Below are 13,319 nucleotides of genomic sequence, written 5' to 3'. Positions count from 1 at the left end.
GCTCTTCCGTCCCCATGCGGTATTCGGCGCGTCCAGCCCCACCAACGCCACTGTGCGGCGCTCGGATCAGGAGGCCGCGGCCGGATGCACCGCCACGGTCGCGGCCTTCACCGACAGCGTCACCGCCGAGCCGGGCTCCAGTGCGAGTTCGGCGACGGCGGCCGGGGTGAGGTCGGCGGTCAGGCCGTGTGCCCAGCCGCCGCCCTCGGTGCGGACGCGGATCACCGGCCCGTGCGGTTCCAGTGCCGCGACGACTGCGTCGATGGTGTTGCGCGGGCTGCCGTGGTGCTCGCCGTCGTGCGGATAAACCGCGACCGCGTTCGGCGCGAACACCGCGACCGCCGCCTCGCCCACCACGGTGTCGGGCGTCAGCAACCCCGTCACCACTTCCCCCGGCGGCGTGCGCAATCCGTCCTCCACCGCCACTCCGGACACCAGGTTCAGCCCGGCGATCCGCGCGGTGAATGGCGTCCGCGGCGCGGCCAGCACCTCCCGGGTCGGGCCGCGTTCGACGATCCGGCCGCCGTTCATCACCGCGACATGATCAGCCAACGCCAACGCGTCCAGCGGGTCGTGCGTGACCAGCACCGTCGTCGGGCCGTCGCGCAGCACTCGGCGCAGCAAGCCGCGGATCGCCGGTGCCGAGTCCACGTCGAGCGCGGCGAACGGCTCGTCCAGCAGCAGCAGATCCGGCGCGGACGCCAGCGCCCGCGCGATCGCCACCCGCTGCTGCTGCCCGCCGGACAGCTGGCTCGGCCGGCGGTTCGCGAACTCCGCCGCGTCCACTTCGGCCAGCCACCGCGAGGCGATCGCCCGCGCCTCCGCGCGGCTGGTCCCGGTCGAGCGCGGCGAGAACGCGACGTTGTCCATTGCGGACAGATGCGGGAACAGCAATGCGTCCTGGGACAGCAAACCGATCCGCCGTTCGTGCGGCGGCAAGTCGACCCCGTTGCCGGCCAGCCGCCGGTCGGCGAGCGTGACGTCTGCCGAAGTCACCGACAGCAGACCGGCGAGGCTGCCAAGCACAGTGGACTTCCCGGAGCCGTTGGGACCGAGCAGCGCGAGAACGGTGCCGCCCGGCACAGTGAACTCGACGTCGAGCGAGAACTCGCCGCGGGTCAGCGCGAGCCGCGCGGAGAGGGTCAACGCAGACCGCCTTCCCACGACCGCGGCCGCGCGACCGCGATGACGAGAATCGCGACCACGATCAGCAGCAGCGCGAGCGCGACCGCGCTGTCGATGTCCACTTCGGCCTGTGTGTAGACCTCGAGCGGCAGCGTCCGGGTCACGCCTTCCAGACTGCCCGCGAACGTGATGGTCGCGCCGAACTCCCCCAGCGCGCGGGCGAAGCTCAGCACCACACCGGAACCCAGCGCGGGCAGCAGCAACGGCAGCGTCACGCGCCGGAACACCGTCCACGGACGCGCGCCGAGCGTCGAAGCGACCTGCTCGTAGCGGTCGCCGGAGCCGCGCAGCGCACCTTCCAGGCTGACCACGAGGAAGGGCATCGCCACGAACGTCTGCGCGATGACCACCGCGGCCGTCGTGAACGGCACCTGCTCGCCGGTCAGCCAGTTGATCAGAATACCGAGGAAACCCTTGCGCCCCAACAGGTACAGCAGGGCCAGGCCGCCGACCACGGGCGGCAGCACGAGCGGCAGCAGCACGATCGAACGCAGCATCCGCACGCCCGGCACCCGGGAGCGGGCCAGCACGACCGCCAGCGGAACGCCGAGCACCACACAGGCCACTGTGGACAGCGCGGCAGTCACCAGGGACAGCCGGAGCGCGTTCAGCGACGAGGTCGTGACCAGCAGCGACGGCAGCCGGGTGAGATCGGACCGCACCAGGAGACCGACGACCGGCAGCACCACGAGCGCCAGCGCCGCCACGGCGGGGAACCAGAGGAGCAACGGCACCCGGGCGTGCGGCGGCCGGGTTTCGGCCGCCGCGCCCGCCTTACTTGCCAGGACCAAAGCCGATCTTGGCCAGTTCGGCCTTGCCCTGCGCCCCGAGGATGAAGTCGGTGAACTCCTTCGCCAGCGCCGCCTGCGGAGCGTTCTTGACGACCGCGATCGGATACTGGTTCACCGCACCCGAGGACTCCGGGAAGTCGACCTTGTCCACTTTGCCCGCCGCCGACGTCGCGTCGGTGACGTACACCAGGCCGGCGTCGGCGTCGCCCGACTGGACCTTGGCCAGCACCTGCTTGACGTTCGTCTCCTCGCTCACCGGCTTGAGCGCCTTGCCGGTGCTCTGCTCGACCTTCTGCGTGGCCGAACCGCACGGCACCTGCTGCGCGCACACGACCACGTTCAGGCCGGGCTTGGTCAGGTCAGCGAAGGTCTTGATGCCCTTCGGGTTCCCCTTGGCCACGGCGATCGCGAGCTTGTTGGTGGCGAACACCGTCGGCTGGCCGTCGATGACCCCGTCCTGCACGGCCTTGTCCATGTTCTTCTGGTCCGCCGAGGCGAACACGTCGGCTTTGGCCCCGTTGTCCAGTTTCTGCACGAGCGCGGACGAGCCCTCGTAGTCGAAGGTGACCTTGACGCCCGGGTGCGCGGCCTCGAACTGCTTGCCCAGCGCGTTGAACGATTCGGTGAGCGACGCCGCGGCGTACACGGTCAGCGTGCCGCTCGCGCCGGCCGCCGGGGCGGGTGCGGACGCGGAACCCGCGCCCGAGTTGGAGCTGGGCTGATCGCCGGAGCTGCAGGCACTGGCGAACGACGCGATCGCCGCGGTTCCAGCGACGGCGAGGGCGAGCTTCTTCATCTGGATCCTTCCGGGGTTTCCACCACGACGGTGGTCGCCTTGACCACGGCGACCGCGAGCACGCCCGGGCGCAGCCCGAGTTCGCGGACCGCCTCGGTGCTCATCAGTGACACCACTCGGTGCGCCCCGCACTGCAGTTCGACCTGCGCCATCACCTTGTCGGCGACGACCTCGGTGACGAGCCCGACGAAGCGGTTGCGGGCGGAGCGGCCGACCGCCGACGGGTCGTCCGGCTCGCTGGCTTGCGCCCGCGCGAACCCGGCGAGCTGAGCGCCGTCGACGACCTTGCGGCCGGCGGCGTCGTCCGTCGCGGCCAGCTGACCCGCGCGAACCCACCGGCGGACGGTGTCGTCGCTGACGCCGAGCAGCCGAGCGGCCTCGGACAACCGAAATTGCGGCATGGCCGGAACATTATCCCCGCAGATGCGGAAAAGCTATGCGGGGCGCGCATTTTCGCGTAACGCTTCGAGCATTGCGAACTGATAACGCCCGAGGACTTTCCGTTCTGCGGAAGTGAACTCTCCGAGCACCCCGGCAAGGCGCCGCGCGACCCGCGCGGAGATCGCGTCGAGCCGTTCGGAACCGGCCTCGGTGATCGTCACGAGCACCTTCCGGCGATCGGTCCGGTCGCGTTCGCGGAGCACCAGACCGGCCTTCTCCAGCCGGTCGAGCACGCCGGTCACCGCACCCGTCGACAAGCCGGTGAGCTGCCCGATTCGGCCTGGGGTAAGGGAATCCGCGGCGTGCCCGGCGAGCTCGAGGGCTTGCAACTCGGTCGCCGAGAGTCCCTCGAGGGCGGCGTCGCGAGCATGCTGGAGGACGAGATGCGTGCGCAGCCGCGCCGCCAGTGCGGCGAGGTGAGTCAGCTCACTATTCGTCTCAGCGGTGCTCACCGAGTGCCTCCACATCGGAACCGAGGGTGGTTTCCAGGTTTTTCGCAAGACTGCCTTTTCCGACGTCGCAAGCTATCCTGAGCCTAATGACAGCAGTACATCTCGGGTTTCCTCGTGTCCCCGGCAACCGAGGCCCTTCCGGCACGCCCCGGCCCGAGCACCCCGGTCTTGTCGACTCCTTCGGCCGCGTCGCGACCGACCTGCGGGTCTCCCTCACCGACCGGTGCAATCTGCGCTGCACGTACTGCATGCCGGCCGAGGGCCTCGACTGGATGCCGACCGAGCAGGTGCTCACCGACGACGAGCTGGTCCGGCTCATGCGGATCGCGGTGGAGATGCTCGGCGTCACCGACATCCGGCTGACCGGCGGCGAACCGCTGCTGCGCCCGGGACTGGAGCAGATCGTCGAGCGGATCACCGCGCTCGACCCTCGCCCCCGGGTGTCCATGACCACCAACGGGATCGGGCTGGCCAAGCGCGCCCCCGGCCTGGTCGCTGCCGGGCTCGACCGGATCAACGTGTCGCTGGACACCATCGACCGCGAGCGCTTCGCCGAGCTGACCCGCCGCGACCGGCTGCCGCACGTGCTGGCCGGCCTCGCCGCCGCCCGCGACGCCGGGCTGTCGCCGGTCAAGATCAACTCCGTGCTGATGCGCGGGTACAACGAGCACGAGGCGGTGCCGCTGCTGCGGTTCTGCCTCGAAGAGGGCTACCACCTGCGGTTCATCGAACAGATGCCGCTGGACGCGCAGCACGGCTGGAGCCGCCGCGACATGATCACCGCCGAGGAGATCCTCGCGATGCTCGGCGAGGCCTTCACCCTCTCCCCGTTCCCGGCCCCGCGCGGCGGCGCGCCCGCCGAGCGCTGGCTGGTCGACGGAGGACCGGGCGACGTGGGCGTGATCGCGTCGGTGACCAGGCCGTTCTGCTCCGCCTGCGAGCGCACCCGGCTGACCGCGGACGGCGCGGTCCGCTCCTGCCTCTTCTCGAACGACGAGACGGACCTGCGCTCCCTCGTGCGCGCGGGCGCGCGCGATGAGGAGGTGGCGGACGCGTGGCGGGCCACGATGTGGCGCAAGCTCGCGGGCCACGAGATCAACGAGGCCGGCTTCGCGCAGCCGATCCGGCCGATGAGCGCGATCGGCGGTTGAGCCCATGACCTCTCCCTCGGCGTCCTCTTCCCCGGTGACGGTCGTCGTCCGGTACTTCGCCTCGGCGCGGGCCGCGGCGGGCACCGAGGAGGAGAAGGTGGAGCTGGCGGCAGGCGCGACGGTGGCCGATGCCGTCCAGGTGCTGCGCGAGCTGCACCCCGGGCAACTTTCCCGCGTTCTCGACGCGGCGAGCTTCCTGGTCAACGAGATGGCGGTCCGCGATCGCGGCCGCGCGCTCAGTGACGGGGCCCATCTGGACGTCCTTCCGCCGTTCGCCGGCGGATGACCGCCTGGCAAGCCGCCGTTCACGCGGCTGAGCGCCGCGCTGACGGACGGAGCGGCGGTTTCCAGCCGATTGGTCCGTACCACGGCGAATGGCGGCAATGGCGCGCTGAGCGGTCAACACGCTTTATCCCTACTCTCCGAAGCGTTTCGCTCACGGCGTATTTCCGCAGCTCAAAGAACCACTCGGCGGTCAGTGGCCGACCGTTGACGAGTGGTTTAGAGTGCCCGCCCTTATCTGCCGCGAATGGTCCCTTGACGCGTTATCGACGTGACCCAAGCCTCACGATCCGTGAAATATCTCGGCAAGAAAACGGGCAGATAACGACGCTCTGACCTGCGAAAACAGGCGGATCGAGACAGGTTGCGTGCCGTTACTGTGACGTAGGTCACACCCCGAATGATTTCCGATCACGCCGCGAATTACGTACCGTCGCTTTTCGGTTGGCCCCGACCGACCACGCAACACCGGGAATCCGTAGCGCCCAGCTCTGTCCAACGGATCCCCGGACCCATACCCCGAGCGAAAGCATTTCCGGACAGAGACGAGGGGACGAAGACGGCGCGTCGTGCGACGTCCGCGTCAGCCGCCCGGCAACGGGCGGACGGGCTCCCAACCCGACCCGCAGCATTGTGCTCGTAGGCGCAGGAAGCGAGAAGTTTTCAGATGTCTTACCGAGGCAAGCACCGCAAGATGTCCGCCGCCACCCGCACCATCGCCCGTGTCGCAGTCGCGGGTATCGCGGTCGGCGCCCCCTTCGCGATCGCCGCGACCCCCGCGTCGGCGACCAACTGGGACGCGATCGCGCAGTGCGAGAGCGGCGGCAACTGGAACACCAACACTGGCAACGGCTTCTACGGCGGCCTCCAGTTCACCCAGAGCACCTGGAAGGCCTACGGCGGCACCGGCAGCCCGCAGGGCGCGTCGCGTGAGCAGCAGATCGCTGTCGCCGAGCGCGTGATGCAGGGCCAGGGCCCGGGCGCGTGGCCGGTGTGCAGCAAGAAGGCCGGCAGCTCGGCCTCCGCGCACACCTCGACCCCGAAGAGCACCAAGAAGGCGACCCCGAAGAGCATCGCCCCGAAGAAGGAGGTCACCCAGGCCGTGGCCGCGGTGGCGAACTCCAACCCGAACGGTGACTACACCGTCAAGGCGGGCGACACGCTTTCGAAGATCGCCACGGAGCACAACGTTCAGGGCGGCTACCAGAAGCTGCAGGAGCTGAACAAGCAGTACGTGTCGAACGCGAACTTCATCGTGGTCGGCCAGAAGCTCGCCACCAAGTGAATCCCCGCCTCCTCGTGAGGCAGGTTCCGGCGCAGCCGCTGCTGTGACAGAACGGCCGAAGGGCCCCACCGCGTCAATCCCCTGGCGGTGGGGCCCTTCGTCATGTCCGGGCTCGTGAGCGGCCTGCCGCTCGCGGGGGTCAGGGCGAGTTGACCCATTCGTCGGTGCCGTCGGTGAAGTGCTGGTGCTTCCACACCGGAAGCCGCGCCTTGACCTCGTCCACCAGCTCCGCGCACGCGGTGAACGCCTGGCCGCGGTGCTCGGCGGCGACCGCGCAGGCCAGCGCGACGTCGCCGATCGTCAGCGCGCCGACGCGATGGCTCACCGCCACCGCGCGCACGCCCTTCCAGCGCGCGGCCAGGTCGTTCACCACCTCGGCGAGCACGTCCCGGGCCGTGGGGTGGCCTTCGTAGGTCAGATCGCGTACGCCCTTGCCGCCGTCGTGGTCGCGGACCACGCCGGAGAACGTGACCACCGCGCCCGCCGCGTCGTCCTCCACCAGCCGCGCGTGTTCCTCGACCGACAGCGGCTGGTCGCTCACCTCGGCGCGCAGGATCCGGACCGCCGGGCCGGACGGCGCGGCCGCGCGCGGATGGTCGCCACCGGCCAGCTGGTCCACCGCGTGCTCGAGAATGTCCTCCAGAACCCGCAGACCGTCCTTCACGCCGCCGCTCGACCCCGGAAGGTTCACCACGAGGGTCCGGCCCGCGACTCCGGCCACGCCGCGCGACAGCACCGCGGTGGGCACCTTCGGCAGGCCGGCCGCGCGGATCGCGTCCGCGACGCCGGGCAGCTCGTAGTCCAGCACCGCGCGGGTGACGTCCGGGGTCCGGTCGGTCGGCGAGATGCCGGTGCCGCCGGTCGTGAGGATCACCTGGACGCCGTCGGCCACCGCGGCCCGCAGCGCGACGCCCACCGGGTCGCCGTCCTCGACGACGACTGGCGGCGGCACGTCGTAGCCCCGGCCGGCCAGCCAGGCGACGAGCACCGGCCCGGTCTTGTCCTCGTAGACGCCACGTGCGGCGCGGTTGGACGCGACGATCACGCGCGCGGTGTTCATGGCCGCCTCCGCGGGAGAGAGTCCGTCGGCGGTCTTCGTCCCGGTCATGGCCGCTCCCAGGTCCCGGTCTTGCCGCCGTCCTTGCGGATCAGCCGCACGTTGTCGAGCGTCGCGGCCGGGTCGACGGCCTTGATCATGTCGTGCAGCGTGAGCCCGGCGACCGCGACGGCGGTGAGCGCCTCCATCTCGACCCCGGTGACGTCCGTGGTCTTGGCCGTCGCGCTGATGTGCACGGCGGTCCCGGCCAGTTCGAACTCCACCTTGACCCCGGAAAGCGCGATCTGGTGGCACAGCGGGATCAGCTCGGGCACGCGTTTGGCGCCCATGATCCCGGCGATCCGCGCGGTCGCCAGCGCGTCGCCCTTGGGCAGGCCGTTGGCCGACAGGAGGCCCACCACCTCTTCGGTGGTGTGGACCGTCCCGCCGGCCAAAGCGGTGCGCTTCGACGCCGTCTTGTCCGAGACGTCGACCATCCGGGCCGCCCCGGACTCGTCTACGTGGCTGAGTTCACTCACGCCCGCGAGGCTACTGCGCACCTTCGCCCAAAGTCCGTGAAGGGCTCCTTGAGGGAATCTGATTCCCTCAAGGAGCCCTTCACGGACGGAACGAGGCTGGATCAGCTGGCGCGTTCGGCGCGGACGGCCTTGCGCACCGCTTCCGCGACCGCCGGGGCCACCGCGCTGTCGAACACGCTCGGCACGATGAACGACGCGTTGAGCTTGCCGTTGTCCACCACGTCGGCGATCGCGTCGGCGGCGGCCAGCAGCATGTTGTCGTCGATGTTGTGCGCGGCGGCGTCGAGCAGGCCGCGGAAGACGCCCGGGAACGCCAGGACGTTGTTGATCTGGTTCGGGAAGTCGCTGCGGCCGGTGGCGACGACCGCGGCGTGCTTCTGCGCCTCCAGCGGGTCGATCTCCGGATCCGGGTTGGCCAGCGCGAAGACGACCGCGTCGTCGTTCATCGTGGCGACCTGCTCCGCGCCGAACAGGTTCGGGGCCGAGACGCCGATGAAGACGTCCGCGCCGACCAGTGCGTCGTGCAGGGTGCCGGACTTGCGGTCGGAGTTCGTGTGCTCGGCGATCCAGGTCAGGTTGTCGTCGAGGTTGCCGCGCTCGGGGTAGACGATGCCGTCGATGTCGGCGGCCACGATGTCGCCCGGGTTCTTGCGCAGCAGCAAGCGGATGATCGCGGACCCGGCCGCGCCGACGCCGCTGACCACGATCTTGCAGTCCTCGATGTTCTTCCCGACCACGCGCAGCGCGTTGCGCAGCGCGGCGACCACGACGATGGCGGTGCCGTGCTGGTCGTCGTGGAAGACCGGGATGTCCAGCTGCTCGCGCAGCCGCTTCTCGATCTCGAAGCAGCGCGGCGCGGCGATGTCCTCGAGGTTGATGCCCGCGTACACCGGGGCGAGCGCCTTCGCGATCATGATGATCTCTTCGGTGTCCTGGGTGTCCAGGCAAACCGGCCACGCGTCGACGTCGGCGAACTTCTTGAACAGCGCCGCCTTGCCCTCCATCACCGGAAGCGCGGCGGCCGGGCCGATGTTGCCGAGGCCGAGCACGGCGGAGCCGTCGGTGAGCACCGCGACGGTGTTGCGCTTGATGGTCAGCCGGCGCGCGTCCTCGGGGTTCGCGGCGATCGCCTGGCACACCCGGGCGACACCCGGCGTGTACGCGCGGGAGAGGTCGTCACGGTTGCGGAGCGCGACCTTGGGGCTGACCTCGATCTTGCCGCCGAGGTGGATCAGGAACGTCCGGTCGGAGACCTTGCGCACCTGCACGCCCGGCACCGAATCGAGTGCCGCCGTGATGTCCTGCGCGTGGTTTTCCGACAGCGCGTTGGCGCTGATGTCGACCACGATCGAGTCCGCGTGCGATTCGACGACGTCGAACGCCGTCAGCACGCCGCCGACGCGGCCGACCGCGGTGGTGAGGTCCCCCGCAGCCGTGGACGAAGCCGGGGCCTCGACCCGGACGGTGATCGAATACCCGGGACCGGGAACCGGCATGACACGTACTCCCCGCAGGTGGTGTGGGTTCGGACGGCTCGAATCTAGTCCGGTGACCCGCGCCACCCGACCCCAACCGGGTGACTGACCAGTAACTTCAGGTTCGGGGGCGCCGCCGCGACGGCGCTCCCGAACGCGGTCCGCAGGTCAGCGGTTGATCTCGGTTTCCGGGTGCACGTAGGGCACCTGCTCGAGCGGGAAGGTCAGGTCGCCGAACGGCGAAAGCGCTCCCTGCCGGTCCGACGACAGTTCGGTGACCGGGTGCTCGCCCGGCTCGCCCGGCCACGTCGGGTCGATGCCCTTGCTCTGCTTGTCGCCCTTCGCCACTGCTTCCTCCGAGGCCCTCGTCCGGCAAACTGCACCCAGTCTGCCCGAACGCCGCTCGTGCGCGTGCACCCGCCCGGTATCCTGGGTGTCTATGCCCGCGACCTCTCTGGCGGACTGGCTGCGTGCGGAGTCCGACGACGCACTCGCCGAACTGCTGCGCACGCGTCGCGATCTGTCCACCCCTCCTCCGTCCGACACGACCGTGCTCGCCACCCGCGCGGGCACGCCGGGGTCGGTCGCTCGCGCCTGCGAGGACCTCGACACGTTCACCCTCGCGGTGATGGACGCGCTGCTGGTCGCCGGTGCCGATGTCGAGCCGACGCCGGTGTCCGCGGTCACCGCGCTGGTCGGCCGGGACGTGAGCGAACCGCTCGCCCGGCTGCGCGCCCGGGCTCTCGTCTGGGGCGCCGACGACGAGCTGCGAGTGCCGCCCGCGGCCCGCGACGCGCTCGGTCCGTTCCCCGCCGGCCTCGGGGCGCCGTCGCCCGCGCTGGCCGGCACCGACCTCGACGCGCGGCTCGCGGAGGTCGGCGACGACGAGCGGGCCGTGCTCACCGCGTTGGCCGCTGGGCCGCCGATCGGCCGCACCCGTGACGCGAGCTTCGACGTCGGGTTGTCCGACGCGGCCACGCCGGTGCAGAAGCTCCTCGCGCGCGGCCTGTTGCTGCGCCGTGACGACCAGACCGTCGAACTGCCCCGCGAACTCGGCCTGCTGCTGCGCGGCGGGCTCGCGTTCGAGCCGGACGCGCTGGTCGAGCCGGAGCTGCCCGTCCATCCACATCGGACGGACACTGTGGACAAGACGGCCGCCGGTGAGGCGATGGAATTTCTGCGGCAGACGGAATCTCTGCTGCGGATGTGGTCGGATTCGCCGCCGCCGGTGCTCAAGGCGGGCGGGCTCGGAGTACGCGAGCTGAAGAAGGCCGCCAAGGATCTCGAAGTCGACGAGACCCGCGCGACGCTGCTCGCGGAGCTGGTCGTCGGCGCGGGACTCGTCGCGGACAGCGAAAACACCGCCCCGGAGTACGTGCCCACCACGCTCACCGACAGCTGGCTCGCGTCGCCGTCGGTGCAGCGATGGATGACGCTCGCGCAAGCGTGGCTGGAGCTGCCGCGGCTGCCCGGTCTCGCCGGTGGACGGGACGCGAAGGACAAGCCGATCGCGCCGTTGTCCGAGGAGTTGCGACGGCCGCTCGCACCGGTTTCGCGGCACCGCGTGCTTTCCGCGCTGGCTGAGCTGAATCCGGGCGCAGGCGTGAAAAGCGTCGACGAACTGGTGGCCGTGCTTGCCTGGCGCGCACCGCGGCGAGGTGGTCGGCTACGCGACGAAACCGTCCGCTGGACGATGGCCGAGGCGACCGCGCTGGGCCTCGTCGGCCTCGGCGCCCTCACCACCGCCGCGAGGCTGCTGCTGGAGGACGACCGTTCCGGCGCGGTCGAGGCGATGCACGACGCGCTGCCCGCACCGGTCGACCACGTGCTGGTGCAGGCAGACCTGACGGTCGTCGCGCCGGGTCCGCTGGAGCCGGAGCTGGCGGCGGACATGGCCGCGGTCGCGGACGTCGAATCCGCTGGCCACGCAACGGTTTACCGCGTCACTGAGCCGTCCGTGCGCCGCGCGCTCGACACCGGACGGACCGCCGACGAACTGCACGCGATGTTCCGCGACAAGTCGGCGACCCCGGTGCCGCAGGGCTTGACGTACCTGATCGACGACGTCGCCCGCCGCCACGGCCGCCTGCGCGGCGGTACCGCGGGGTCCTTCCTCCGCTGCGACGACGAGGCGCTGCTCGCCGAGGTGCTCGCGAATCCGGTGGCCGCGGAGTACGACCTGCGGATGATCGCGCCGACGGTGCTGATCAGCTCCGTGCCGTTGGCGGAGGTACTGGAAGCCTTGCGCGGCGCGGGTTTCGCACCCGCGGCGGAGGGCCCGGACGGCCGGGTCGTCGACCTGCGGCCCACTGGACGTCGCCTGCCCGCCCGCACCCGCGCGGCGCGCGCCCGGCCGGGCGAACAAGCAGTGCTGACCGACGAACAGGCGACCCGGATCGTGTCGAATCTCCGCGCAGGCGACCAAGCGTCGGCCCGGCGGCGAGGTTCGACAGTGCGCGCGCCAGGCGGCAGCGGTGCCGACACGACGGCGACGCTCGACCTGCTGTCCCGCGCGACGCTCGAACAACGCGAGGTGTGGATCGGCTTCGTCGACTCCCGCGGCACGGCGAGCCAACGAGTAGTACGCCCGCTGCGCGTCGGCGGCGGAGTGCTGGAAGGCGCGAACCACGAGCGGTATCCGTTGCACCGCATCACTTCCGCGGCGCTGGTCGAGGACTGAGGTCGGCCCAACGCGGCATGGGGAAAGCCGCCATTGAGGGCGGCGGGGGCATGGGCGGAGCACCCGATGTGGCATTGGGGCGCTTTCTGCCGAGGCGTGCCTGACCTGATCGGCCGCGGTGGGGGCGACGCGAGAGGGGCGGAGCCGAACAAGACAAGGACAAAGCAGCGCGCCGCGGAAGCGAACGCGCCAGCCGTCAGAGGTTGCGCAGCCCCTGCAGCACCCGCTCCATGAACTCCCGCGACGAGCGGTCGCCCAGCACCAGATCGGTCTGGTGCAGCATGACGAGCCCGATGTCGGCCATGTCGCCCACCAGTACCTTCACCACGCCGAGCGGCAGGTGCAGGTGCGCGGCGATCTCCGCGACCGACCGGGTCTCCAGGCACAGATCGCAGATCCGCCGGTGCTCGATCGAGCGCACCCCGCGGTAGCGGCGGCCCTCGTCGCTGGTGGAGACAAGGGCCTCGAGCGCGAGATTGTGGTCCGAGTGGGTCCGGCCGCGGGTCCGGGCGTACGGCCGCACGCGCGATTTCGTCGGCTGGGCAGGCGGTTCCGGCTGCACGGGCTCCTCGCCGGACCAGAACCGGTCCAATTCGGACACTCCGGAGGCGGGCCCCGGGTCGGAGTACTCGGCTGCGGGCTCTTCGGCCAGCGCGTGCCTGCTGCGGGGGGCTGGTTCGACGTGCTGCGGTTGGTACGCGGAGCCTTCCGGCGCCATCCGGTCGTCCGGGCCGGGCGACCCGGCGTACTCGTCGAACGAATACGGGTCGTGTGCCGCGGGACGGCTGGGCTGAGGCGCTGGCTCTTCCCAGCGGTGGTTCTGCCGCGGCTCTTCCCACCGGTTCTGCTGGGGCTCCTCCCAGTAACCGGATTCGCCGTCCTCGACCCATTCGTAACCGTCGTCCCAGTTCTCCTCCTGAACCGGCGCGGGAGGCGGGGCCACCGGGCGCGGGGCAACTGCCTGCTGCACCGGACGCGGCTCGGGCGCGGGAGCCGGTCGAGGCGCGGGCTCCGGACGCCGGGCAGCACGCGGAGAAGGCTGCGAAGACGGCGGAGGCGTCGACCGAGGCTGCCGATGCGGCAACCGCAGGGTCAGCGAACTCAGCTCGTACCGGCTCGGCGAGTCGAACGACTCCCGTTCCGTGCCTTTGTGGAGGGCGTCCCAGGCGCCCGTGTCCTGGTCTCCGAAACCCGAGATCTTCATCG

14 protein-coding genes are annotated in these 13,319 nt (G+C 70.8%); 4 read left to right on the top strand and 10 right to left on the bottom strand.

Annotation, left to right across the window (positions count from 1 at the left end):
- Positions 1–66 precede the first annotated feature (66 nt).
- The 5 genes from ATK30_RS22775 to ATK30_RS22755 are packed head-to-tail and all read right to left on the bottom strand — an operon-like array spanning position 67 to position 3,665.
- Positions 67–1,146: a sulfate/molybdate ABC transporter ATP-binding protein gene (locus ATK30_RS22775; protein ID WP_101437333.1), complete on the bottom strand. Its 1,080-nt coding sequence runs from the start codon at positions 1,144–1,146 to the stop codon at positions 67–69.
- Positions 1,143–1,919, bottom strand: coding sequence for an ABC transporter permease (locus ATK30_RS22770; RefSeq protein WP_101437332.1), 777 nt, complete (start codon positions 1,917–1,919; stop codon positions 1,143–1,145). Before ATK30_RS22770 ends, ATK30_RS22775 begins: the two co-directional genes overlap by 4 nt.
- Positions 1,920–1,959: 40 nt before the next feature.
- Entirely contained in the window at positions 1,960–2,772 is an 813-nt protein-coding gene (gene modA / locus ATK30_RS22765; RefSeq protein ID WP_101437331.1) for a molybdate ABC transporter substrate-binding protein, read from the bottom strand.
- Positions 2,769–3,173, bottom strand: a complete 405-nt coding sequence (locus ATK30_RS22760) for a TOBE domain-containing protein (RefSeq protein WP_101437330.1) — start codon at positions 3,171–3,173, stop codon at positions 2,769–2,771. Before ATK30_RS22760 ends, modA begins: the two co-directional genes overlap by 4 nt.
- A 33-nt stretch (positions 3,174–3,206) precedes the next feature.
- Positions 3,207–3,665 carry a MarR family winged helix-turn-helix transcriptional regulator gene (locus ATK30_RS22755; protein WP_244194697.1) on the bottom strand — a complete coding sequence of 153 codons (459 nt, stop codon included), beginning with the start codon at positions 3,663–3,665 and terminating at the stop codon, positions 3,207–3,209.
- An 86-nt stretch (positions 3,666–3,751) separates the two neighbouring features.
- Between ATK30_RS22755 and moaA the strand changes: the two genes are divergently transcribed.
- The 3 genes from moaA (at position 3,752) to ATK30_RS22740 (ending at position 6,383) form a co-directional block, all read left to right on the top strand.
- On the top strand, positions 3,752–4,816 hold the full coding sequence (gene moaA / locus ATK30_RS22750) for a GTP 3',8-cyclase MoaA (RefSeq protein WP_101437328.1): 1,065 nt from the start codon (positions 3,752–3,754) through the stop codon (positions 4,814–4,816).
- 4 nt (positions 4,817–4,820) lie between these two features.
- Entirely contained in the window at positions 4,821–5,102 is a 282-nt protein-coding gene (locus tag ATK30_RS22745) for a MoaD/ThiS family protein (RefSeq protein WP_101437327.1), read from the top strand.
- Between the two features lie 663 nt (positions 5,103–5,765).
- Positions 5,766–6,383: a LysM peptidoglycan-binding domain-containing protein gene (locus tag ATK30_RS22740; RefSeq protein WP_101437326.1), complete on the top strand. Its 618-nt coding sequence runs from the start codon at positions 5,766–5,768 to the stop codon at positions 6,381–6,383.
- Positions 6,384–6,522: 139 nt separating this feature from the next.
- On the opposite strand, the gene ATK30_RS22735 is transcribed toward ATK30_RS22740, so the two are convergent.
- From ATK30_RS22735 to ATK30_RS22720, 4 genes are all read right to left on the bottom strand, one after another.
- Positions 6,523–7,491 (bottom strand): molybdenum cofactor biosynthesis protein MoaE, encoded by a 969-nt coding sequence (locus ATK30_RS22735; protein ID WP_416332767.1) that lies wholly within the window; start codon positions 7,489–7,491, stop codon positions 6,523–6,525.
- On the bottom strand, positions 7,488–7,958 hold the full coding sequence (gene moaC / locus ATK30_RS22730; RefSeq protein WP_101437325.1) for a cyclic pyranopterin monophosphate synthase MoaC: 471 nt from the start codon (positions 7,956–7,958) through the stop codon (positions 7,488–7,490). Before moaC ends, ATK30_RS22735 begins: the two co-directional genes overlap by 4 nt.
- Positions 7,959–8,059: 101 nt before the next feature.
- Positions 8,060–9,454, bottom strand: a complete 1,395-nt coding sequence (locus ATK30_RS22725) for an NAD-dependent malic enzyme (RefSeq protein ID WP_101437324.1) — start codon at positions 9,452–9,454, stop codon at positions 8,060–8,062.
- A gap of 147 nt (positions 9,455–9,601) precedes the next feature.
- Positions 9,602–9,781 carry a hypothetical protein gene (locus ATK30_RS22720; protein ID WP_037361511.1) on the bottom strand — a complete coding sequence of 60 codons (180 nt, stop codon included), beginning with the start codon at positions 9,779–9,781 and terminating at the stop codon, positions 9,602–9,604.
- A 91-nt stretch (positions 9,782–9,872) separates the two neighbouring features.
- Here ATK30_RS22720 and ATK30_RS22715 point away from each other — a divergent pair, with 91 nt between their 5' ends.
- Positions 9,873–12,113, top strand: a complete 2,241-nt coding sequence (locus ATK30_RS22715; protein ID WP_101437323.1) for a helicase-associated domain-containing protein — start codon at positions 9,873–9,875, stop codon at positions 12,111–12,113.
- A gap of 196 nt (positions 12,114–12,309) precedes the next feature.
- Here the strand turns inward: ATK30_RS22715 and ATK30_RS22710 are convergent, their stop codons facing one another.
- The gene (locus tag ATK30_RS22710; protein WP_101437322.1) at positions 12,310–13,317 is read right to left on the bottom strand and encodes a DUF742 domain-containing protein; all 1,008 of its coding nucleotides are present in this window, start codon (positions 13,315–13,317) and stop codon (positions 12,310–12,312) included.
- Positions 13,318–13,319: the final 2 nt, after the last annotated feature.

Origin of the sequence: Amycolatopsis echigonensis (genome assembly GCF_002846615.1) — a bacterium.
Taxonomy (GTDB): domain Bacteria; phylum Actinomycetota; class Actinomycetes; order Mycobacteriales; family Pseudonocardiaceae; genus Amycolatopsis; species Amycolatopsis echigonensis.
This window is presented reverse-complemented; position numbering and strand designations above follow the sequence as displayed.

Excerpts from the sequence above, each read along its gene's own strand:
- ATK30_RS22735 (WP_416332767.1), bottom strand. The coding sequence starts at position 7,491 with ATGACCGGGACGAAGACCGCCGACGGACTCTCTCCCGCGGAGGCGGCC.
- ATK30_RS22725 (WP_101437324.1), bottom strand. The coding sequence starts at position 9,454 with ATGCCGGTTCCCGGTCCCGGGTATTCGATCACCGTCCGGGTCGAGGCC.
- moaA (WP_101437328.1), top strand. The coding sequence starts at position 3,752 with ATGACAGCAGTACATCTCGGGTTTCCTCGTGTCCCCGGCAACCGAGGC.
- ATK30_RS22745 (WP_101437327.1), top strand. The coding sequence starts at position 4,821 with ATGACCTCTCCCTCGGCGTCCTCTTCCCCGGTGACGGTCGTCGTCCGG.
- ATK30_RS22715 (WP_101437323.1), top strand. The coding sequence starts at position 9,873 with ATGCCCGCGACCTCTCTGGCGGACTGGCTGCGTGCGGAGTCCGACGAC.
- modA (WP_101437331.1), bottom strand. The coding sequence starts at position 2,772 with ATGAAGAAGCTCGCCCTCGCCGTCGCTGGAACCGCGGCGATCGCGTCG.
- ATK30_RS22760 (WP_101437330.1), bottom strand. The coding sequence starts at position 3,173 with ATGCCGCAATTTCGGTTGTCCGAGGCCGCTCGGCTGCTCGGCGTCAGC.
- ATK30_RS22710 (WP_101437322.1), bottom strand. The coding sequence starts at position 13,317 with ATGAAGATCTCGGGTTTCGGAGACCAGGACACGGGCGCCTGGGACGCC.
- ATK30_RS22740 (WP_101437326.1), top strand. The coding sequence starts at position 5,766 with ATGTCTTACCGAGGCAAGCACCGCAAGATGTCCGCCGCCACCCGCACC.